This window comes from Maribacter polysaccharolyticus, assembly GCF_028882255.1.
Taxonomy (GTDB): domain Bacteria; phylum Bacteroidota; class Bacteroidia; order Flavobacteriales; family Flavobacteriaceae; genus Maribacter_A; species Maribacter_A polysaccharolyticus.
This window is the reverse complement of the sequence record NZ_JARBUY010000004.1, coordinates 400617-423202: the sequence shown is the minus strand read 5'-3', so window position 1 is coordinate 423202 and position 22586 is coordinate 400617. Positions and strand designations below refer to the sequence as shown.

Annotated in this window: 22 protein-coding genes; 13 read left to right on the top strand and 9 right to left on the bottom strand. The window is 42.2% G+C overall.

Annotated features, from left to right (window positions below):
• The first annotated feature begins 27 nt into the window (after positions 1-27).
• Both PHU20_RS14435 and PHU20_RS14430 read left to right on the top strand, forming a co-directional pair.
• The gene (locus PHU20_RS14435) at positions 28-903 is read left to right on the top strand and encodes a cupin-like domain-containing protein (protein WP_274826094.1); all 876 of its coding nucleotides are present in this window, start codon (positions 28-30) and stop codon (positions 901-903) included.
• 59 nt (positions 904-962) lie between these two features.
• A complete protein-coding gene (locus PHU20_RS14430) occupies positions 963-1457 on the top strand; it encodes a DUF6646 family protein (protein ID WP_274826093.1) in 495 nt (164 codons plus the stop codon).
• A gap of 52 nt (positions 1458-1509) precedes the next feature.
• On the opposite strand, the gene PHU20_RS14425 is transcribed toward PHU20_RS14430, so the two are convergent.
• The 3 genes from PHU20_RS14425 to PHU20_RS14415 all read right to left on the bottom strand — a co-directional run bounded on the left by PHU20_RS14425 (position 1510) and on the right by PHU20_RS14415 (position 4272).
• The gene (locus PHU20_RS14425) at positions 1510-1986 is read right to left on the bottom strand and encodes a regulatory protein RecX (protein ID WP_274826092.1); all 477 of its coding nucleotides are present in this window, start codon (positions 1984-1986) and stop codon (positions 1510-1512) included.
• A 180-nt stretch (positions 1987-2166) separates the two neighbouring features.
• On the bottom strand, positions 2167-3714 hold the full coding sequence (locus tag PHU20_RS14420) for a ribonuclease E/G (protein ID WP_274826091.1): 1548 nt from the start codon (positions 3712-3714) through the stop codon (positions 2167-2169).
• A 267-nt stretch (positions 3715-3981) separates the two neighbouring features.
• Positions 3982-4272: an HU family DNA-binding protein gene (locus PHU20_RS14415; RefSeq protein WP_027065813.1), complete on the bottom strand. Its 291-nt coding sequence runs from the start codon at positions 4270-4272 to the stop codon at positions 3982-3984.
• Between the two features lie 126 nt (positions 4273-4398).
• On the opposite strand from PHU20_RS14415, the gene mutY reads away from it, so the two are divergent.
• From mutY to gldD, 4 genes are read left to right on the top strand one after another with little or no spacing between them, the layout of a single operon-like run.
• Complete coding sequence (gene mutY / locus PHU20_RS14410; RefSeq protein WP_274826345.1) at positions 4399-5436, top strand: A/G-specific adenine glycosylase; 1038 nt, start codon at positions 4399-4401, stop codon at positions 5434-5436.
• 25 nt (positions 5437-5461) lie between these two features.
• Entirely contained in the window at positions 5462-5926 is a 465-nt protein-coding gene (locus tag PHU20_RS14405; protein WP_274826090.1) for a single-stranded DNA-binding protein, read from the top strand.
• Positions 5927-5951: 25 nt separating this feature from the next.
• Positions 5952-7277, top strand: a complete 1326-nt coding sequence (locus tag PHU20_RS14400) for a gliding motility-associated protein GldE (RefSeq protein ID WP_274826089.1) — start codon at positions 5952-5954, stop codon at positions 7275-7277.
• Positions 7270-7824, top strand: coding sequence for a gliding motility lipoprotein GldD (gldD, locus tag PHU20_RS14395; protein WP_274826088.1), 555 nt, complete (start codon positions 7270-7272; stop codon positions 7822-7824). Before PHU20_RS14400 ends, gldD begins: the two co-directional genes overlap by 8 nt.
• A gap of 51 nt (positions 7825-7875) precedes the next feature.
• Here the strand turns inward: gldD and PHU20_RS14390 are convergent, their stop codons facing one another.
• Positions 7876-8307, bottom strand: coding sequence for a hypothetical protein (locus tag PHU20_RS14390; protein ID WP_274826087.1), 432 nt, complete (start codon positions 8305-8307; stop codon positions 7876-7878).
• Positions 8308-8749: 442 nt separating this feature from the next.
• On the opposite strand from PHU20_RS14390, the gene PHU20_RS14385 reads away from it, so the two are divergent.
• The 5 genes from PHU20_RS14385 (at position 8750) to PHU20_RS14365 (ending at position 14403) form a co-directional block, all read left to right on the top strand.
• Entirely contained in the window at positions 8750-9190 is a 441-nt protein-coding gene (locus PHU20_RS14385; RefSeq protein WP_274826086.1) for a DUF4199 domain-containing protein, read from the top strand.
• 141 nt (positions 9191-9331) lie between these two features.
• Positions 9332-9991, top strand: coding sequence for a 50S ribosomal protein L21 (gene rplU / locus PHU20_RS14380; RefSeq protein WP_274826085.1), 660 nt, complete (start codon positions 9332-9334; stop codon positions 9989-9991).
• A 39-nt stretch (positions 9992-10030) separates the two neighbouring features.
• Entirely contained in the window at positions 10031-10291 is a 261-nt protein-coding gene (gene rpmA, locus PHU20_RS14375; RefSeq protein ID WP_099544685.1) for a 50S ribosomal protein L27, read from the top strand.
• 184 nt (positions 10292-10475) lie between these two features.
• Positions 10476-13328 carry a TonB-dependent receptor gene (locus PHU20_RS14370; RefSeq protein WP_274826084.1) on the top strand — a complete coding sequence of 951 codons (2853 nt, stop codon included), beginning with the start codon at positions 10476-10478 and terminating at the stop codon, positions 13326-13328.
• Between the two features lie 61 nt (positions 13329-13389).
• A complete protein-coding gene (locus tag PHU20_RS14365) occupies positions 13390-14403 on the top strand; it encodes a phytase (RefSeq protein ID WP_274826083.1) in 1014 nt (337 codons plus the stop codon).
• Here PHU20_RS14365 and PHU20_RS14360 read toward each other — a convergent pair.
• Positions 14395-14916, bottom strand: coding sequence for a 5' nucleotidase, NT5C type (locus PHU20_RS14360; protein WP_274826082.1), 522 nt, complete (start codon positions 14914-14916; stop codon positions 14395-14397). The genes PHU20_RS14365 and PHU20_RS14360 overlap by 9 nt on opposite strands.
• A 215-nt stretch (positions 14917-15131) precedes the next feature.
• Between PHU20_RS14360 and PHU20_RS14355 the strand changes: the two genes are divergently transcribed.
• Positions 15132-15656, top strand: coding sequence for a lipid-binding SYLF domain-containing protein (locus PHU20_RS14355; RefSeq protein WP_338040895.1), 525 nt, complete (start codon positions 15132-15134; stop codon positions 15654-15656).
• A gap of 151 nt (positions 15657-15807) precedes the next feature.
• Here PHU20_RS14355 and PHU20_RS14350 read toward each other — a convergent pair whose 3' ends face one another.
• The 4 genes from PHU20_RS14350 to ahcY all read right to left on the bottom strand — a co-directional run bounded on the left by PHU20_RS14350 (position 15808) and on the right by ahcY (position 21865).
• Positions 15808-17433 (bottom strand): serine hydrolase domain-containing protein, encoded by a 1626-nt coding sequence (locus PHU20_RS14350; RefSeq protein WP_274826080.1) that lies wholly within the window; start codon positions 17431-17433, stop codon positions 15808-15810.
• A 16-nt stretch (positions 17434-17449) separates the two neighbouring features.
• Positions 17450-18748, bottom strand: a complete 1299-nt coding sequence (locus PHU20_RS14345) for a M20/M25/M40 family metallo-hydrolase (protein WP_274826079.1) — start codon at positions 18746-18748, stop codon at positions 17450-17452.
• A gap of 12 nt (positions 18749-18760) precedes the next feature.
• Positions 18761-20350 (bottom strand): N-acyl-D-amino-acid deacylase family protein, encoded by a 1590-nt coding sequence (locus PHU20_RS14340; protein ID WP_274826078.1) that lies wholly within the window; start codon positions 20348-20350, stop codon positions 18761-18763.
• Positions 20351-20548: 198 nt separating this feature from the next.
• Positions 20549-21865, bottom strand: a complete 1317-nt coding sequence (gene ahcY, locus PHU20_RS14335; protein WP_274826077.1) for an adenosylhomocysteinase — start codon at positions 21863-21865, stop codon at positions 20549-20551.
• 79 nt (positions 21866-21944) lie between these two features.
• On the opposite strand from ahcY, the gene PHU20_RS14330 reads away from it, so the two are divergent.
• Positions 21945-22577: a 4'-phosphopantetheinyl transferase family protein gene (locus PHU20_RS14330; RefSeq protein WP_274826076.1), complete on the top strand. Its 633-nt coding sequence runs from the start codon at positions 21945-21947 to the stop codon at positions 22575-22577.
• The last annotated feature ends 9 nt before the right edge of the window (positions 22578-22586 follow it).

The window sequence follows — 22586 nt, the reverse complement described above, 5'->3', positions numbered from 1 at the left end:
ATACATTTGTCCGATAATTCAACTCACTTGAACTTGAACTTAAGAGAAATACCAAGGGTAAAGACCATTACCAAGGAGGATTTTATACAACACTATTACAAACCCCAAAAGCCGGTCGTGATCGAACGGTTTATTGAGGATTGGCCCGCCTATTCCAAATGGAATTTGGATTATATACGCGAAGTTGCCGGGGAAAAGGTTGTGCCTTTGTATGATGATCGACCCGTACATCATAAGGATGGGTTTAACGAACCCCATGCCAAAATGAAGATGTCGGATTATATAGACTTACTTCAGAAAGAACCTACGAAATATCGTATTTTCCTTTGGAATATCCTGAAGGAAGTGCCAAGTTTACAAAATGATTTTACCTATCCCGATTTTGGTTTGCGCTTAATGAAGACACTTCCCATGCTTTTCTTTGGGGGGCGTGATTCGTACACGTTTATGCATTTTGATATAGACCTGGCCAATATTTTCCATTTTCATTTTGAGGGGAAAAAGGAATGTATCTTATTCCCACAATCGGAAAGTAAATATTTATATAAGGTCCCGCATTCGTTGATTACCCATGAAAGTATCGATTTTAAGAATCCAGATTTTCAGAAATGGCCGGCCTTAAAGCATGCCAAGGGTCATAAGACGCATTTGAACCATGGTGAGGTTTTATATATTCCTGAAGGCTATTGGCATTATATGCGATATATTACCCCGGGCTTTTCAATGAGCCTGCGTGCTATAGCCAAGAACCCCAGAAACCTGTTTTCCGCTTTTTATAACGTTATCGTAATGCGTAATTACGATGGGATAATGCGAAAAATACAAGGCCAGAAGTGGATCGATCGGAAGAACGAAAAAGCCATACAGAGAACAAACCTGAATTTGCATGGTGCAATCAAATAAGATTGGATATATTTGATCCCTAAAAAAAGTCATACATTAACCAATTTAAGCATAATACTATGAAAAAAGTTTTAGTTGCCATGACAATGATTTTCGGTGTTTCATTTGTAAATGCCCAAGCCTTTGAAGGAAAGGATGACACTAAATTCCAAGTTGGGGCCAATTTCCAGGAAAACGGGACCGGAATCGTCCTTACCTATGATTATGGTATGGGCGAAAATTTCTCGCTAGGGGCCATATCATCATATATTTTGGGTGTGGAGGAATCTATCGATGCTGATTTCGGGGACAGGTTCGACCTTAAAGTGAGGTTTAATGCCAACATAGGAAGTGTCATGCAATTGCCTGATAATGTCGATGTTTATCCAGGCTTGAATTTAGGTTTAAAGAATTTTGGGGGGCATTTGGGTACCCGGTATTTCTTTAGTGAAGGGTTTGGTCTTTTCGCTGAGGCATCGGTTCCTTTCGCGAAATACAATGCGGATGAATTAACGGCAGCTGAGGAATTGCACAATCAATTTGTGTTTAGCATAGGGGCTACTTTTAACCTTTGATTTTAAAAAAAAATAGTGGATAAGGACGATTGGTTGAACGGTCGTCCTTTTTTTATTCGATCAATTCAGATATTTTATCATACACCAAATGGCTTTCCCAACCGCGGTAAAGCAGATAATCGGCCAGTTTTCGCTTTCGCTTTTGTATGTCGGTTTCCTTTATGGCTTCGAGCCTTTTTTTGGCAAGGGCATCCAAGGTTTCCATATAATGGGCATCTTCGATTTCCGCTAAGGCGCTTTTGATATTGTAGCTTGATATATCCCGTTGTTTCAGCTCATTTACGATCCTGTTCCTGCCCCATTTTTTTATATTGAATTTACCACGGGCGAAACTTTGGGCAAAACGTTCTTCGTTCAAATAATTCTCTTGGATCAAATGGGTGATGATTTGGTCTATCACTTCAGGGATCATACGCATCCCACGGAGCTTTATCGTCACGTCTTTATGGCAACGTTCCTGATAGGCACAATAGCGTTCCAACTTTTTGGTCGCTTCGGTTAGGGTATATGAATTTGTTTTTTTGAACAAGATAACAGGATTTTAATGGCGATGTTCTTTTTGATTAGGTAAAAGGGTCCGCACCAATATACCTTGGATGCGAATGGCAAATTAAAGGTCTTTGACAATGAAAATAAAGCGGTTTGCCAATTATTTGGAATCGACTTGGAATAAACAAAAAAAGCGACTCCGTTGCCGAAGTCGCTTTTTTTAATATATGGTTTTGCCGTTCTTATCCTTAAAACGGTACTCTAGATACGTATACGCATCCCTAGGTTGGATCTTGATCCATTTTTTATGGTCTAAAAACCATTTGGTTCTGATCGATGGAAAACCTTTGGTAAGGTAAGCCGCAATAAATGGATGTATGTTCAAAGTGATCTTACAATCCTTTTTAGGGCCTTTTAAAAGTTTTTCCAAGTCGACGTTGATTTTGTCTATTAAAACGATTGGAGCTTCTATTTCTTTCCCCGCTATATTGGGGTCTACTTCCGTTGTTTTAATATTCATTTCGGGACGAACCCGTTGTCTCGTGATCTGTACAAGACCAAATTTACTGGGCGGCAAAATCTTATGCTTGGCCCGATCATCCTTCATTTCATCACGAAGATGATCAAAAAGCTTTCTTCTATGGGGTGCTTTTATCATATCGATAAAATCGATAACGATAATTCCTCCCATATCCCGAAGACGTAATTGTCTTGCTATTTCCGAAGCAGCGAGCATATTGACCTCCAAAGCGGTATCTTCTTGATTTTTTGCTTTGTTGGATCTATTGCCACTGTTTACGTCTATGACGTGTAATGCTTCAGTGTGCTCTATGATCAAATAGGCTCCCTTGCTCATTGTGGCCGTGCGGCCGAAAGAAGTTTTGATCTGCCTTTCTATTCCGAATTTTTCGAATATAGGGACAGGGGAGTTGTAAAGTTTAACCATGGATTCTTTGCCTGGGGCAATTTCTTGTACATAATCTTTGACCTGGTTATAAAGCGTCTGGTCATCTACATGTATTCCCGAAAAGGAATCGTTGAAAACGTCCCTTAGGATACTGGAAGCCCTGTTGAGCTCTACCAATACTTTGGATGGTGTAGGTGCTTTATACAATTTTTTACACATTGTGGACCATTTGTCCAGCAAGTTCTCTAGATCTTTGTCCAGTTCGGCGACTTTTTTACCTTCGGCGACTGTTCTGATAATTACCCCAAATCCTTTAGGCTTAATACTCTTTACGAGTCTTTTCAACCTATCTTTTTCTTCTTTGCTCGCAATCTTCTGAGAGACCGAAACACGTTCGGAAAAAGGTACCATGACCAAATAACGACCGGCTAGTGAAAGCTCGGAACTTATCCTTGGTCCTTTGGTGGAAATGGGTTCTTTAACAATCTGTACTAATAGGGATTGATTTGATTTAATGACATCATTGATGCTGCCATTCTTATCAATATCTTTTTCCATCGGAAAGTTTTTCAAGGAGTAGTCCTTGAGCTTTCCGATGCTCACTTGTTTTATGAATTTCAACATTGTGGACAATTGTGGCCCTAGGTCATGATAATGCAGGAAAGCATCTTTTTCATAACCTACGTTTACAAAGGCTGCGTTAAGACCGGTAACCGGTTTTCTGACTTTGGCCAAAAATATGTCGCCAACAGAAAAATCGTTATTGTCTTCCTCTTTGTGTAATTCTGTGAGTTTTCCTTCTTTTAGTAAGGCAAAATCGACGGCGTTGGAACTAGATCTTACGATTAATTCTCTATTCACCTGATTTTATTTATATCTGTTGTCCGCTTTTAAATAAAAGGGACGACAAATAGATTAAACAATAGTAGTCACAGGTTGTATAAACCCGTCGAAATTCTTTGTGGAATTTCTATGTCAATGAACGTAATAAACGAAAAAGTAGTTGAGAACAACTACTTTTTCTTGTGTCGGTTAGCTCTTCTACGCTTCTTGCGCTTATGGGTAGCTACCTTATGTCTCTTTCTTTTTTTACCACTCGGCATAAAGTTCTAATTTATGGATTATTATTTATTTTACGTGTACGTTGCTTTTAACACCTTCTACGAACACCTTGGCAGGTTTAAATGCCGGGATATTGTGAGCTGGTATTTTAATGGTTGTATTCTTCGAAATGTTCCTTCCAGTCTTTTCAGCCCTGGTCTTTATAATAAAACTACCGAATCCCCTAAGATATACATTATCACCACTTTCCAATGAAGTTTTTACCTCTTCCATGAAGGATTCAACAGTTGCCTGCACATCACCTTTTTCAATTCCCAGTTTGTCTGAGATTTTCGATACAATTTCCGCTTTCGTCATTTTATGTATTATATTATATGTGTATTTTTTCGGCTTGCAAATATATAAATTAAATTTATTCTTTTGGCTTAATGGACTAATTTTAAGTATATAAACACCTACTTTTATTATATAGTATATATGTATATGATTTTTTCCCGTAAAATTCTCCTTTGGTATGGCAAAAACAAACGCACCCTTCCATGGCGACAAACGAAAGATCCCTATAGGATTTGGCTTTCCGAAATTATTCTCCAACAAACCAGGGTGGCGCAAGGGCTACCGTATTATTCAAGGTTTTTGGAACGCTTCCCTACCGTATTTGATTTGGCCGATGCCTCCGAGGAACAGGTACTGAAATTATGGCAAGGCCTTGGGTATTACTCGCGGGCAAGGAACCTGCACGCCACCGCCAAAATGGTGGTCAAGGATTATAATGGTGAATTTCCGGACACTTATAAAGGGCTGTTGAACTTAAAGGGAGTGGGGGACTATACGGCGAGTGCCATTGCTTCGATCTCTTTTGATCTACCAGAGCCTGTGGTCGATGGGAATGTGTATAGGGTACTCGCACGATATTTCGGGGTAGAACTGCCGATTAATGCTTCGGAAGGCATCCGCTATTTTAAACAATTGGCAAGGAAGGTGATGGATCCGGATCGGATAAGGGACTATAATCAGGCGTTAATGGAGTTCGGGGCAATACAATGTACACCAAAAAAACCCGATTGTCCGGGCTGTCCCTTGAATGAAGGGTGCGTTGCCCTTCAAAAAAACAAGGTGGCGGAACTCCCTCAAAAATTGAATAAGACCAAGGTCAGAAAGCGATATTTCAACTATCTTGTTGTTGTCGATGGCAAGAACAGGACCTTGTTGCAACAACGAAGGGGAAAGGGTATTTGGCAGAACCTTTGGGAATTCCCCTTGCTCGAAACCCAAGGTCACATTCATAGGGATGAATTGGAACGTACCTATAATAAGGTAGTACCCATTGATGGAAGCCCGAATATTTTTGAATTCAATACCGAAAGTATCGTGCATAAGTTGTCGCACCAGCATCTGTATACCAAGTTTTGGATCCTGCAAACCGATTCCCATTTGGATAAAGGCATCGATTTGACCACAATATCCGATTATCCCGTACCGGTTTTGATAGCTGATTTTATTAAAACATTTAAAATTTAGTACTTTTGGGCATTAGACAAAAATTATGAGTGGAACATTGAACAAAGTGATGCTTATCGGGCATTTGGGAGACGAGGTTAAAATGCACTATTTTGAGGGGGGTGGTTGTATAGGAAGGTTCCCTATCGCTACCAATGAGACCTATACCAATAAGCAGACCGGGGAACGGGTGACCAATACGGATTGGCATAATGTCGTGGTACGCAACAAGGCTGCCGAGATTTGTGAAAAGTACCTTAGTAAAGGGGATAAAATCTATGTTGAAGGACGTTTAAAAAACCGACAATGGCAAGGTGAGGATGGCAATACCCGATATACCACAGAAGTACATGTGCAGGATTTCACCTTCCTGACTACCAAAAAGGAAAGTATGGCGAATGCACAGGCGGCTGGCCAACCATCACGACCGGCACAGAATCAGGCGCCGGCCAAGGCTAACGAACCTACAGCTTCCGTGACACCGGAAGATGATGATGATTTGCCATTTTAACCACAAAAAACCTAATATTTGACTGTTGGACCCAGAACCCCTTAGTTTTTTCCTGAATTTCATAGCTGTTGAGGGTACATTTATACTCAATATTGGCATATTATTGGTGCTGTTGCTCTGTTCGGCCCTCATTTCAGGTGCCGAAGTGGCCTTTTTTGGCCTGTCCGCAACAGATGTCAATACCATTGAACAGAACAAGTCTTCCAAGGGAAGCATAATCGTAAGGTTACTTGAACGGCCCAAAAAATTATTGGCGACTATCTTAATCGCCAATAATGCCATAAATATCGGAGTGGTTCTTTTATTCAATATCATAGGGGATACCCTTTTCTCGAATATTGATTACCAACTCTTGAATGTAATTTCAGTGCGCTTTTTGTTGGAAGTGGTCGTAGCTACCTTTTTGATCTTGATGTTCGGGGAAATCTTGCCAAAAGTATACGCCAATAGGAATAAGGTCAGTTTTTCACATTTTATGGCCTATCCACTAAAAGTCCTCGATTTTGTTTTCTCCCCGTTGAGTCTTCCCATGCGGGCTTCCACCATTTACTTGAATAATAAATTGGGAAGGTACAAGCCAAGTCTTAGCGTTGACCAATTGTCCCAAGCTTTGGAACTTACTTCGGAAGGGGATACGACCAAAGAGGAACAGCGACTTTTGGAGGGTATCGTTTCATTCGGGAATACCGATACGAAACAAGTAATGCGGCCACGTATCGATTTATTCGCTTTGAGCGAGGATATGAAATTTCCCGATGTTCTCGAAGAAATCAAGAAACAAGGATATTCGCGTATTCCGGTTTTTTCGGAAAATATGGATAATGTCCTGGGGGTCCTCTATGTAAAAGATCTATTACCTTATATAGACCGAAAATCATTTAATTGGATATCGTTGATCCGAGACCCTTATTTTGTGCCCGAGAACAAGAAGTTGGATGATCTTTTGTTGGAGTTTCAAGAAAAGAAAAACCATTTGGCGGTGGTTGTCGACGAATATGGGGGCACCTCGGGGATCGTCACCCTTGAGGATATAATCGAAGAGATCGTAGGGGACATCAGTGATGAGTTCGATGATGAGGATTTGGTGTATTCCAAATTGGATGAGTTCAATTATGTCTTTGATGGTAAAACGGCCCTAAAGGATTTTTATAGGGTAGTGAAAATCGAGGACGATGAGGACTTTGAGGGTCAAAAAGGCGAATCGGAGACCATTGCCGGTTTTGTCTTGGAAATTGCCGGATGCTTTCCCAAAAAAGGGGATAAAGTCGTTTTCAAGGATTATGCATTCGTCGTTGAGAGTCTTGATAAAAAGAGATTAAAACAAATAAAAGTGATTTTACCAAATGAGTAGTAAACGTATTCCATTTGTATTTTTTTCTATGATCGTATTCATAAGTTGCCAAGATGGAGTGATTCCCAAGCCCAACGCGAAATTACGATTGGAATACCCACAAACCGAGTACCGGACCATGGAAACCGATCATTTTAAATTTCTAAAGAACGCGGAAAGCGTTTTTAAGCAACAGGATGCCCATGCAATGACCTTGGATTATCCCAGTATGAAAGGTTCCCTTTTCATTACCTATAAAGAGGTAGACGATAATATTGATAAACTGCTTTCCGATGCACAAAAATTGTCCATTGAACATTCTGCAAAAGCGGATGGGATATTGCCGCATCCTTTCATAAATGAAAGGGATAAAGTCTATGGGACGTTCTTTGAAGTTGTTGGTGATGCGGCTTCACAAGCCCAATTTTATGTAACCGATAGCACCGAACACTTTTTGGCAGGATCCCTTTATTTTTATACCAAACCCAATTATGACTCCATTTACCCAGCCGCTGTATATTTGCAAGACGACATTAAGAAGTTCATGGAAAGCGTTAGGTGGAAGTGATCGCTAACTTACGGTCGGTCCCAAGTGTATATAAATGGAGTAGGCGAATCCCTATTCCTTTTTGAGCAATTTTTCGGCATTGGCGATACTCGTATAGATCTGTTCCCTTAGGGCCTCGACCTTTTCTTCTTCCTCATTCAGCCAAATTTGCTTTTGATCGGTCAAAGCCTTCCCGTTTAGGATTTCATCGGAATCAAAACGGTTGCCGAAACCCTGCATCCAATCCATCATGGCCTGATGGGCATCTTGCAAGCCCTTTCTGGCTTCTTTGTACTGCAGACCGATTTCGGTACTGTCTTCCTTACTGCTCAATTCGCCGACCAATTGGCCCATGACGCTCATTTTTGGCATAACCTCGTCATGGATTGCCATGACTTTGTCCATTTGTTCGTTGGCAGCTTCCGTGTCGCCCTTTTTTTCACCTTTACATGAGATATTGCCGATCAATAGGATTGTGGCCAAAATGCCGAATAACTTTTTCATTCTTGTATTTTTATATTAGTGGTTTTGTTTTTATCCCGAATTTGTTTTTCACCCGATGCCCGCCTTAAATTTTACTTGTCCCGCAAGGGTTCATTTTCTTAAGAATGGGTACTGCCATTCCTTTTCCATTACCTCGACATCGAAAGATAGCCTTTTCAAAAATACATAATACCTATTTGTTTTTCTTACAAATCAGGGTTGATATTTCAGTGTTGCCTATATTTTTTGGATGTGAGTTAGGTAGGGAACAAAACCGAAACCGATGGGGTTCGTTCTTAAATCCTTAAAGATGCCTTAGGCTCCCCTAATGGGCCAATCGTTACGACCAAATTTTCGAATATTGTGTATTATGGTGCAAGGGGCGCCTTGGTCTTTAACAAGAATTTAAATTAAATTGATCATAAATTCCTTAATTTAAGGGGAATAACCAAAATCTCTGACTATGAAACAATTTGCCTTACCAATTCGTTTCGGTATAGTAACAAGCGTTTGCTTGATTGCTTACTTTCTGTTTTTAGCGCTATTCACCTTACATACCAATGTTTTTTTCAGTGTTTTCAATGGGGTCATTACCGGTTTTGGCATCTATGAGGCCATTAAAATATTCAAAATTAAAGAAGCCGATCGTTTTAACTACGGCAGTGGGTTTACGGCGGGTTTGGTTACCGGGGGGATTGCAACGATACTGTTCACGCTGTTCTTTACGTTCTATGCCACGGAGGTCGATTCGGAATTTATCGGTGAATTATCGAGGGCTTGGGCCAGTGAGGTCAAGAATTTTGAGGCAATCGTCTTTTTTACCGTAGCGATAATGGGTTTTGCGACCACTTTGGTCGTTACCCTTGCCATCATGCAGCTGTTCAAGTCGTATAAAAGGCCGTAACCCAAACAAGCAATGTACTTTATGCATGTGATAACGGCATCAATTTTTATTCTCAAATCTCTTGTACATTAAGGAATTAGGAGTATATTTGCACCCGCCTATGAAAAAAAAGTAGGGATAATTAAAATTAATAGATACGCTATGTATGCAATTGTAGAGATGGCAGGGCAGCAATTTAAAGTTGCGAAAGACCAAAAAGTGTATGTTCACCGTTTGCAAACGGAAGAAGGTAAAAAGGTAACTTTTGACAATGTACTTCTTTTGGACGACGGTAAGAACGTTACTGTTGGCGCCCCAGCTATAGACGGAGCCGCTGTTGAGGCTAAAGTCGTTAAACACCTAAAAGGGGACAAGGTAATTGTCTTTAAAAAGAAAAGACGTAAAGGGTATGCCGTTAAAAATGGCCATCGCCAATCGTTGACCGAAATCGTTGTGGAAAGCATTGTGACTTCCGGGGCGAAAAAAGCAACTAAGGCAAAGGCAGAACCAAAGGCCAAAGCCGTTGTAAAAGCGGAAGCTCCTGTAAAGGAAGCTCCCAAAAAAGCTGCTTCCAAGAAAGCGGACGATTTAAAAAAGGTTGAAGGTATTGGACCAAAAATCGCCGAAACCTTGATTGCTGCAGGTATTTCAACTTTCGCTGAATTGGCAAATTCAACTCCGGAAAAGATTTCAGAGATCATTGCCGATGTTCGTGGGAACCACGTTACCGATACTTGGCCAGCTCAAGCTAAATTGGCTGCCGAAGGCAAATGGGACGAGTTGAAAAAATGGCAAGACGAATTAGACGGTGGTAAGGCTTAATTGCCCGATCATCAAGTATAACAATAAAAACCGAAGAAAATGGCTCACAAGAAAGGTGTAGGTAGTTCAAAAAACGGTAGGGAATCAGAATCGAAACGCTTAGGGGTTAAGATTTTTGGTGGCCAAGCGGCTATCGCCGGTAATATCATCGTTAGACAACGAGGTACTAAGCACAACCCAGGAGAAAATGTCTATGCAGGTAAAGATCATACTTTGCATGCAAGAGTAGACGGATTGGTAAAATTCGAAAAGAAAGCAGGAGGGAAATCCTATGTTTCCATCGAGCCTTTTGAGGCTTAGTAAACCGCTTAGAATTTATATAAAGCCCTTACTTTAGAGTAAGGGCTTTTTTTGTTATTTGAATGTTAAGTTATTTTAAAGTACCCTTTTAGGTTGGGATAAATTGATTTTTTCTTAAATTTTACCTAACCCTATTATTTGTGGTTATACGATTTCTTTGTGATGAATAATCAACCATCGGAAAATGAAAACCACTTTATTATTTGTTTGCCTCTTTTTGCCCCTATGTCTTTTATCCCAAACCGGAAATATCAAGGGAACGATCTCTGATAAGAATGGATTGTATTTACCCGGTGCCAGTGTGGTACTACCTTCGATCAACAAAGGTGTCATCACCGATTTTGACGGTCGATTTACCCTTGTAAACGTACCGGAAGGCGCTTATACCTTAAAGGTGCTGTATTTAGGGTATGAAGACCTAAGTCGGGAAGTTACGGTAAGGGCCGATGAAACTGTCGAAGTTGCCTTGTTCGTTGAACCCAAGAACATCGAATTGGACGGTGTCATGGTAAGTGCCTACGGATCGGGAGGACAGGCCAAAGCCCTTAATACCCAAAAGAACAACCTTAATATTACCAATGTCGTTTCTACGGACCAAATCGGTAAGTTTCCCGATGCGAATATCGGGGATGCCGTAAAAAGGATTCCCGGGATAACCATGCAGGTAGACCAAGGAGAGGCAAGGAACATTATCGTAAGGGGACTTTCCCCTCAATTGAATTCCGTTACCTTAAACGGGAGCCGGGTGCCTTCTGCCGAAGGGGATAACAGGAATGTTCAAATGGATTTGATACCGGCCGATATGATACAGTCCATTGAGGTGAGCAAAGCCGTAACTCCCGATATGGATGCAGATGCCCTAGGGGGATCGGTCAATTTAATTACAAGGACATCGCCACAGGGATTCAGGATTTCCACGAACATTGGGTCAGGTATCAATTTTATTACGGATAAGGCTATTTTAAACGGTTCGCTCTTAATAGGGAATAGAAGTGATAACGGTAAGTTTGGATGGATGGTATCCGCATCTATCAATGACAACGACTTCGGTTCCGACAATATCGAAGCGGAATGGACCGATGAGTTCGAATATTATACGGGGTCCGATGATTCGGAAGGGGAACCCATTTTGGAAGAAATTGAAGTGGAACCCTATACGAAGGTTTTTGAACAACGGGAGTACTTGGTTCAACGTATACGCAGGAGTTTTTCCGTGAATATGGATTATAAATTCGATGCCGATAATACGATCTTTGTTAAAACCATGTATAACTGGCGCGATGATCGTGAGAATAGATTCCGTCTAGAACACGAAATTTTGGACGGTGAGGATATTACGTTGGGAGACTTCACCATAACCGACGGGGTGCCTACCAGTTTTCCGGTAGAAGTAAAGAGGCAAAGTAAGGGGGGTATCGATAATGATAGAAACAAAAATCGCAGACTCGAGGACCAACGTATGCAAAACTACACCTTGGGAGGGAACCATCTATGGGGTGCTTTAAAAATGGATTGGATGACATCCTATGCCAAAGCTTCCGAGGAAAGACTCCATGAGCGCTATGCCGAATTTGAATCCGAATATATGATCGATAACGATGTTCAAAACACGCGATACCCCAGATTCTCGGTGGCAGATGAGGATGATGCCGCCCTCGATAATTTTGAGTACGGGGAAATAACCGAAGAAAACCAATATACTGAAGAAGAAGATGTAAATGTATTTGTGAATTTTGAGATTCCGGCGGATCTTTTCGGTAATGCGGAAGGTACCATTAAATTTGGCGCAAGGGGTAGGTTTAAAACCAAGTTAAGGGATAATGATTTCTATGAATTCGATCTGGAAAATGATTATCCAACCTTGTCCGATGTTCCCGTTAAGGATTATAGTGACCCTGATTTTTTGGCAGGAAGTCAATATCAAATCGGGTCGTTTGCCAGTGAAGCATGGTTGGGAGGATTAAATTTGGTCAACGGGGAATCGGTACCCGATGAATTTCTTCGTGCCAATTTCGATGTACGGGAAGATGTGTTCGCCGGTTATGCCATGACCAATCAAATGATCGGTGATAAATTGGGAATATTGGTCGGCGTTCGATTGGAGGCCACAAAAGTAACGGCAACAGGAAATCAGATTGAGGATGAGGAAAATATCATTGGGGAGATTACGGAAGAAAGCTCCTATACCAATCTTCTCCCAGGGGTCCATTTTAAGTACGACCTTGATAACAGTACCATTCTTCGTTTTGCATGGACCAATACGTTGGCAAGACCCAATTATGCAGATTTGGTGCCTTCTTTGGATATTGTCTCGAGCGATGAGGAGATCTATGTGGGGAACCCCGATTTGGAAGCTACGACCTCAATGAACTTCGATATCATGGCCGAACATTATTTTGAAAGTGTCGGACTGTTATCGGGGGGTGTTTTTTATAAGGAAATAGATAATTTCATTTATACCTTCCAAGGGGAAACCACAGATGATTCTTATGGCGCCGGAACCGAGGGCTTTGAAATTTATCAGCCTTTGAACGGCGAAGGGGCATCGGTTTTTGGAGCGGAATTCGCATTTCAACGTCAGTTGGATTTTCTCCCCGGATTTGCCAAAAACCTCAGTCTATATGTGAACTACACCTATTTAAATTCCTCTGCCAATGGCATTAGGAACGAAGATGGGGAAGAACGCGAGGATATTGATCTACCCAATACGTCACCGAATATGTTCAATGGCTCTTTGGCCTATGCCGATAAAAAATTCAGTGCGCGCTTATCGGCTAATTTCTCGGATAGTTATATCGATGAGATTGGTGGAAATGCTTTTGAGGACAGTTATTATGACACACAAATGTTCTTGGATCTTAATGCATCGTTCCAAATCAGTTCCAACCTGAGTATTTATGCCGACCTTAATAATATTACCAATCAGCCCCTGCGCTATTTCCAAGGTGTTAAAGAGCGTACGCAACAAATGGAATTCTATGGGCAGCGTTTGACTTTCGGCCTTAAATATGATTTTTTTAGGAGCAAAAACAAATAAATCCATTTCCGATACCTGCTATGGCCATCGAATCGGATTTATTGATCCAAATATGTTTGACATGAAAAAAGCCCTCTTGATTTTATTGCCTCTCACGCTTACCTTGGCCTGTAACCGGAGCACGTTACCCGCCATTGCTCCGGACGTGATAACCGAGTTTACCGCGAATGACACCGATGACCCGGCCATATGGATCCATCCGGAAGATGCTTCAAAATCAATCGTATTCGGTACGGACAAAGATACCCAAGGAGCCATATATGCTTTTGATCTGGAGGGTAAGATCATTGAAGCTATGACCATAAGGGGTGTTCAAAGACCCAATAATGTGGATGTAGCCTATGGTTTTCGAATCAATGATTCAACATATACCGATGTTCTTGTCTTTACCGAAAGGGAGAAGCAACAGCTAAGGATGTATGCCATTCCGGAAATGAAACCGCTGGATCAAGGAGGTTTCCCGGTGTTCGAAGATGCAACTAGCCCGGAACAAAGATTGCCTATGGGGATAGCGCTTTATACCTCGCCTATAGATTCAAGTCTTTATGCCATAGTAGGGAGAAAATCCGGTCCTTTGGAGGGGTATCTGTACCAATATCGGTTTAGTGCCGATAGTTTGGGGGTCAGGTCCGATTTCGTTCGGAAATTCGGAAAGTTCAGTGGGGAAAAAGAGATTGAGGCCATAGCGGTGGATGACGAAAAAGGATTTGTCTATTACTCCGATGAAGGGGTCTGTATTCGTAAATACCATGCCGAACCCAATAAGGGGAATAACGAAATTTCATGTTTTGGGGGCGAACATTTCTTGGCCGATATCGAAGGTATTGCCATAGCTACCTATAATACCGGTGAAGGTTACCTTATTGTTTCCAATCAACAAAAAGGGGAGTTCAATATCTTTTCCAGAAATACGAACGAATTTGTAAAGGCCCTAAACTTAAGTACCATGGAAACCGATGGCTGCGAAGTGGTCACCGTTCCTTTGAACGATACATTTGTCCATGGGCTCTTCGTGGCCATGAACGATGAAAAGAACTTCTATTTCTATGATCTGGGCAAGTTGGGGCTAGAGTAATTTAGCGGCAATTTCGTCCCAGGTATCGGCCCGTTCAAAACCTTTGGTAAAGGCATTATGCGGGGAAGAAAACAAGATGGACCTGCCATTGAACATTTCCAGATTGAAGCTCCGATCGTCAATTAATAGGTCTCCTTTCAATATATGCTTATGTCCGCATAAGATTCTTTTTTGCCATGGGATAAAGGGAAAATATTTATCTAACCACGCGCTTTTTTCCTCCAAGGAATTCGGAAATTGCATGGCCGCTGAAGCAATATACAGCTCATGTTTTTCCGATAGTTTTTCGATTACTTCAATACTTCCTTCGATCGGATCCAGGTTTTTAAAGAACCCCCTTCTGGTTGCATGTTTTCGAATGCTCTCCTGATGGGCCTCAGGCACCATTTTCCAAACCTCGGTCCCTTTACAGTCTTCCAAGGTAAGGTTCGCATTGAATTCTTCATTGTATATTGCTATGTGGGCACCGAAAGTATCGGCGATCACTTCATCCATATCCACAAAAATCGTCATATCATAATATTTTATACGAAGTACCGAAAAAATGATTTTATCCGAAAATGATTTTTAAAAGTTAATCGTTTTATAAAACGGCAACCGGGTTTCAAGATAAAAAAACAGTGCTTCATCGATTTCAAATTAACATATTCTTATGTGTGCCCATCAACCGTCGTAAGGTATTGCGTTTTATCTTTGAGCCAATAATCATAACAGTTAAAACTATGAAAATGTTCAGGTTAATGGCCGTGATGTCTATGATGTTGTTCGTAGGTGTTGCCATAGGTCAGACAAAAAGCGATAAAAAATTAATGCAAGATGCCGTTAAGGCGAAAAAAACCCTGTTAAAAACCGATTCGGGCCTCGAAAAGTTTTTCGATACCTCCGCAGGGTATGTGATTTTCCCCAATGTAGGTAAAGGCGGATTTATCATCGGCGGTGCTTCCGGCAACGGAGTGGTCTATGAAAATGGGGATGTGATTGGATTGGCCAACCTTAAAAAACTGAATATAGGGTTACAGGCTGGGGGCCAGGCGATCATCGAAGTCATTTTTTTCGAAACCCCGGTAGACTTGGCAAGGTTCAAGGAAGGGAAATTCCAGTTTGCGGCTGAAGCTTCTGCGGTAGCCCTAAAATCGGGAATTGCCGTCAATGCGAAATATAAAGACGGGGTGGCCGTTTTTGCACTGCCAAAAGCAGGTTTGATGGCCGATGCCTCGGTAGGCGGTCAGAAATTCACCTATGATCCTTTTTAAAAGCTCCGAAATTCAACTAAAAACCCCTTGTTCTTTATGGGAACAAGGGGTTTTTTTATACCGGCCAATGGGCTAAAAAAGCGGGTCGGACAATATGCAATCACTTTAACCTTATTCAAGGCAGTACCAAGGGTATTTCCCATGTTTCCATTTATTCGGGACGTTTTTCAAACCAAAGATTACGAGCCCTTCCGTTGGAAATATTTACTCCGATGATCTTGTTGTTTTCCTTTTTGAATTTCATGGTATTCAGGGGGTAATCGCCCTCCAGCAGGTCGTCCATTTTTTGTTTTAAGGGGATGGTACCATGTCGGATATGATGCGCGAACAATTTTCCGTCCTCATAATGAACGGTATACGCGGTCTCTATTTCCTTACTGTAATAAGTCCCCATATATTCCTCGGCCCTTTGGGGTGTTAAGGGTTCACTCTTGTATTTTGTATAAAGCGAAGGTTTTCCGCTTTTCGGGTGGAAGGTCATGCCCTTCCCATTGAATTCGATCCTAGTGACATTTTCTGGGTCAAGGGTAATGAATTCGTTTTTGGTGATGGGAAGGAATGCGGTTTTTGAATTTCCATTCCCAATGAATAGGGTATCCCCATTTATGGTGACTTTTCGCTCTTGAACCGTAATGTCGTCCCAATAGGTACCGACATAGGAGGCCATTTTGCTTTTTGGGATTTTTGCGACCTCAATGGGTTTTTTTTGGGGCTTACCAAAGATCACTTCGGCGATTTTGTTCGATTTTTTTGCCGGTCCCGAGGATGAAAAGTTGGTAATGATGACAATACTGGTCCTATCCGCTGGGAAAACGGCGATATTTGACCTAAAACCTCCAATAGATCCCCCATGGCTTATTCGTTTTCTACCGTAAAGGCTGTCTACGTTTACCCCAAAGGCATATTGGTTAAAACTACCATCGTTAAGCGGGTCTAGGGTTTGCATGATTTTAAACGGGGAATCCCAACCCGGTAGGGGATCATAGAAATTTTTCAGGTAGGTAAGAAGGTCTTTAGTGGTCGTATGTATGTTTCCGGACCCAACATAACCCCAATATTCTACGGAGCGGACAAAGCTATCATCGGTATTGTTGTAAGAAGTGGCATTGTTGGGTACAATCCTATCATATTCCCCTTCTACATAGGTGTCGTACATTCCCAATGGGACGAAAATTTCTTCCTGCATATAAGTGCCGAAAGACCTACCGGAAACCTTTTCAATAATGGTTGCCATGAACATAAATCCGGTATTGCAATACAGATATTCCGAACCGGGTTCAAAATTAAGTTCGTTTTGTTTGGCCATTATCCTATTTAAATCGGCATTGGTCCTCGAATCATCACTTCGCCAACCTGCCAGTCCAAAAAGCGTGTGTAGGCTACGTAGACCACTGGTGTGGTGAAGCATATGGCGGATGGTGATCTTACTTGCAAAGGGGGCAAGACCGTCTATGTATTGGTCAATGGTGTCATCTATTGAAATTTTTCCTTGGAGATGAAGCAGGACAATGCCCAATGCACTGAATTGTTTGGATACCGAGGCTACATTGAATCGGGTTTCCGTACTATTGGGAACCAAATACTCCATGCTTGCCAACCCATAGGCCTTGGAAAACACGATTTTATCATCTTGCATGATCCCAATGGCACCACCCGGATGGTTGGGGGTGTTCCATTGGAGGAATAGACTGTCGATTTTTGCGATCTGTTCGGTCTGTAATTGGGCATGGGAGTAAGACCATCCAATAACCAGCAATACTACCAGTAACTTTTTCATCGTTGGTTTCATCCGCTTATTTTTCAAGTCCAGCTTGTGCCAAGGTGATCAGAAGGGCCAATTTGATCGATTCGTCCCCAGGTTCGTCGTTGATATACCATTCGTGCAACGAGTGAGCACCACCTCCTTGACCACCCCTTCCTATACATACGGCAGGAATACCTTTGGAAACGGGAATGTTGATGTTGGTAGACCCTCTTCGCAATGAGGGGTCAACACCAAAATATGCGGTGGCCGCCATACTCCTTTGTACCAATGGGATGCTAGGGGAGAGTTCCCCGGAAGGGCGGTCACCAATTTTTATCAGTTCATAGGTCACTTCACCTTTTACGCCGCTGGCATTGTATTCCGTAATGGCCTTTTCGACCGATGTTTTTAAAATACCCTCAATGTCATCCAAATTTTCCGGACTTATGGCGCGCATATCCACTTCCATCCAAGATTCGAATGGAATGGAGTTGACAGAAGTCCCCCCACCGATGCGTCCTACATTAAAGCTGGTTTTTGGGATATCGCCGGAAGTATAGGTCCATGCTGCCTTTGAAAAGACATCAATGGCCTTGCCTAATGCATGGTGAGGGTTTGCAAGTTCAAAAGCACCCCACGAATGCCCTCCTTTGCCTTTAATCAGTACTTTATAGCGTTTAGAACCCAATCCGGCATTACTGATACTGCCCATACTGCCCCCATCTATGGCAATCCATGAGTCTATTTTCAAGCCGGAATCGTTGAATATATATTTCATTCCGCGTAAATCCCCAAGACCTTCTTCCCCTACGGTCCCAACGATAAGTAGGTCCTTTTCCGTTTTGATATCGGCCTTGTTCATCGCCTTTACCATGGTGATAAGATTGGCCAAGGCACGTGTGTCGTCACCAATACCCGGAGCTTTTAGGGTATCGCCAACTTTTTTTACGGTAACATCGGTGCCCTCTGGGAATACAACATCCAAATGGGCATCAATACCAACATAACCCGATGTTCCCGAAGAGCCTTTTTTAAGCCCGATTACATTACCTACTTTATCGGTCCAGATGCTATCAACACCCGCTTCCTTTAACATTTTTGCAAATACCACGCCTTTTTGATCTTCTTTGAACGGGGGAGCCAGTACCTCGGTCAACGTGATGTGGTCTTCGGTAGTTTGATCTTTTTGCTCCTCGATAAACGTGAATGCCGCTTTGACCTTTTTGGACTTTACCAAGCGTGCTATTTCCTTATTGTATTTTTTATCAATGGTCGTACTTTCCTGTGCAACTACAAAATTCGAGAGTAGCCCGAATGCTACTACAAGTCCTAGGTGGATTTTTTTCATGGAGATAGAATTTTATTGTTTTCTTAAAACTGTTCCTGATTTTACGTCTTTGAATTGGCTATCATAAACGGCAAATTCCCCGTTTACGATTACATACGCAATGCCTTCCGGATATTGATGCGGATTTTCAATAGTTGCTTTGTCTATAACGGTGTCGGGGTTGAATATCGTCACATCCGCTTTTAGCCCTTCTTTCAACAGTCCTCTATCCGTCAAATGGAGACTTTCCGCAGGCATGGATGTCATTTTGCGAATGGCGTTGGAAAGGGTCAAGGTCTTCTTTTCCCGAACATATCTACCCAAAACCCTTGGGAACGTGCCATAACCGCGAGGGTGTGGGTGCCCCATTCCAGGTTTTACCAAACGACCGTCTGAACCGATCATCGTGAATGGATGTTTCATGATATTTTCCACATCATCCTCTGACATGGCATGGAAAACACAGCCGGCACCTCCATTTAATTGTGCTTTGATCACCAATTCGGCCCCATTTTCAGTGGATGGCTCCAAATTATTTTCCTCGCACCAATATTTCAGCGTCTTTCCTTCCAATTCAGGGGCCCATTCTACTTTGCCGAATTGTATTCTATTCAAATCGGAACCTCCACGGTCATTCAGGATGTTGAAGACAATTGCATTTTTTATGCTATCCTTAAGTACGGGATCGGCAACACGTTGTTTAAATGATTCCTGTCCTCCCGCCCTTGCCCAACTGGGAATCAGAACCGATATACTTGTGTAACTGGCAGCATAAGGATACTGATCCATTTTAATGTCCAGGCCCTTGGACCGTGCAGAATCGACCATGGCCAAAGTGATCGAACTTTTTCCCCACATGGGTTTGCCAATGGCTTTATGATGCGTAAGTACGACGGGAATATCGGCTTCTTCAGAAATTTTTATGGCTTCCGCAACGGCATCAAAGAGGCCCAAGCCTTCATCTCTTAAGTGGGAAGTGTAGATTCCCCCATAGTTGGAGGCTACTTTTGAAAGGGCAATGACCTCGTCAACTTTGGAGAATGCTCCAGGAAGGTATTTTAAGCCGGTAGAGATGCCAAAGGCACCATCTTTCATGGCGCTGTCCACTTCAGCCTCCATAGCCTTCAGTTCTTCTTCGGTTGGAGCCCTGTTTTCCAATTTCATTATATGCTTTCGTATGGTATTATGTCCCACCAAATAGGCTACGTTCATCCCAATACCCTTTTGCATAAGACTGTCCATATAGGGCTTTAAGGGATAAGGAGAGCTTCCATCGGGTCCGCCAAGGGCAGTGGTTACCCCTTGTCGTACATGGCTTTCACAAGAATTGAGTTCCATGATGGGGGCAAGGTGGGCATGCATATCGATAAAACCCGGTGCTACTGCAAGTCCTTCCGCATTGATTTCCTTTCGGGCTGTATAGTTTTCCAGGTCCGTGATGGCGACGATTTCTGAATTCTTGATGGCAATGTCGGTTACTATGGGTTCACTGCCGGAACCGTCATATACCGTTCCGTTCAAGATTACGATGTCATACTCGTTTTGGTTGCCACAAGAAAATCCAAGTAGTATTGAAGTGATTAAAATTGGTTTTAAAAGGGTTTTGGTTATTTTTTTTGTCATACCTCGTTTTGGTTTTTAAAGTTATTTTGGTTTTTCATTTCGCTTTGGTTTAAGGTTATTTGGTTGTATCGAATACAATTGAGTGTTGCTGTATTAGGGAGTTATGACTGCTTTTTACTGGCCCAATGCGATAAATTTATAAAATAAAAAAACCCTTACGCTATGGTAAGGGTTTTTTTATGGACTTAAGATGGTTTATTAGTACCTGTAATAGTCAGGTTTAAAAGGGCCCTCTACGGTAACCCCGATATATTTCGCTTGGTCTTCACGGAGCTCGGTAAGTTCCGCACCCAATCTCGATAAATGTAACTTGGCTACTTTTTCATCCAAATGTTTGGGCAGCATATACACCTTGTTTTCATAGGCGCCACTATTTTTCCAAAGTTCGATCTGTGCCAAGGTCTGGTTGGTAAAGGAGTTGCTCATTACAAAACTTGGGTGGCCGGTGGCACAACCAAGGTTTACCAATCGGCCTTCGGCCAATACGATAACATCTTTACCGTCAATGGTATATTTATCTACTTGGGGTTTAATTTCATCTTTGGTGTCCCCATAATTCGAATTCAGCCAAGCCATATCGATTTCATTGTCGAAATGCCCTATATTGCAAACGATCACTTTATCGCGCATCGCTTTAAAATGCTCTGCCCTGATGATGTCTTTGTTTCCCGTGGTGGTAATGACCACATCGGCTTTATCCACGACATTTTCCAATTTTTTGACTTCGAAACCATCCATACAGGCTTGTAGGGCACAAATTGGATCGATTTCGGTTACCGTTACGATTGCTCCCGCACCTTTAAATGAGGCGGCGGTTCCTTTACCGACATCGCCATATCCGGCTACGACTACGCGTTTACCCGCCAACATGGTATCGGTAGCCCTTCGAATGGCATCCACGGCACTCTCACGGCATCCGTATTTGTTGTCGAATTTTGATTTGGTCACTGAATCGTTCACATTGATCGCAGGCATTGGCAAGGTGCCGTTGTTGACCCTTTCATATAAACGATGTACCCCGGTTGTGGTTTCTTCGGACAATCCTTTTACACCCGAGGCCAATGCTGGGTATTTGTCCAATACCATATTCGTTAGGTCACCTCCATCGTCAAGGATCATATTCAATGGCTGGCGCTCTTCGCCAAAGAACAAGGTCTGTTCTATACACCAATCGAATTCTTCCTCATTCATCCCCTTCCAGGCATAAACCGGTATTCCGGCAGCAGCGATTGCGGCGGCGGCATGGTCCTGTGTGGAGAAAATGTTGCAGGAACTCCATGTAACCTCGGCGCCAAGGGCCACCAAGGTCTCGATCAAAACCGCAGTTTGTATGGTCATATGCAGACAACCTGCAATTCTTGCACCTTTTAAGGGTTGCTCATCCTTGTATTCTTCGCGAAGTGCCATAAGCCCTGGCATTTCTGCTTCTGCCAAGGTAATCTCTTTTCTTCCCCAATCCGCAAGGGAAATATCTTTAACCTTATAGGGCACATATGAAACGGTTTTGGTAGCCATATCCTTTTTTCTTTTTACTTTCGTTGTTAACTATTGCTCTTTTTCGAATGGCAAAGTTACGAATATCCTAAATAATAACATGCCTCTTTACAAGACAATACGGGTTTCCCCTTCGATCAAAGTATATATCTGGAAGATAGAAGAAACTGAAGCAGAGCTATCTAAGGCAGTTCAACTTACCGAACACTGTCAAAATAGGGTGGATGGAATGAAGTCCGAATTGCATCGGAAAGGCTTTTTGAGTATCCGCCATTTGATGGCCGAGGCCGGGTATGAGGACAAGGATCTGTTCTACGACAAGGTGGGTAAACCTCACCTTTACGACGGGAATCATATCAGTATTACCCATTCACATCAATTCACCGGGATCATTGTCAGTAAAGATAAGGAGGTGGGAATCGACATTGAGATGCAGCGGGACCTTATTACACGTATAGCCCATAAGTTCACACCTACCGAAGCCTATTTCCATATTAAGGACAAAAAAGACCTCGTTCGCAAATATACGGTCATTTGGGGCTGTAAGGAATCGCTTTACAAGATCTTTGCCACGGTAGGGTTGAGTTTCTTAAACCATATTTACATCCATGATTTTGAATTTGCCGATGAAATCCTCAAAGGGGAAATCACCTATCATGGGGAAACGACGTATTATACGCTTAAATTTTTGGAGTTTGAGGGTTTTACCTGTGTGTATGCCACAAAGAATTAATAATGAATA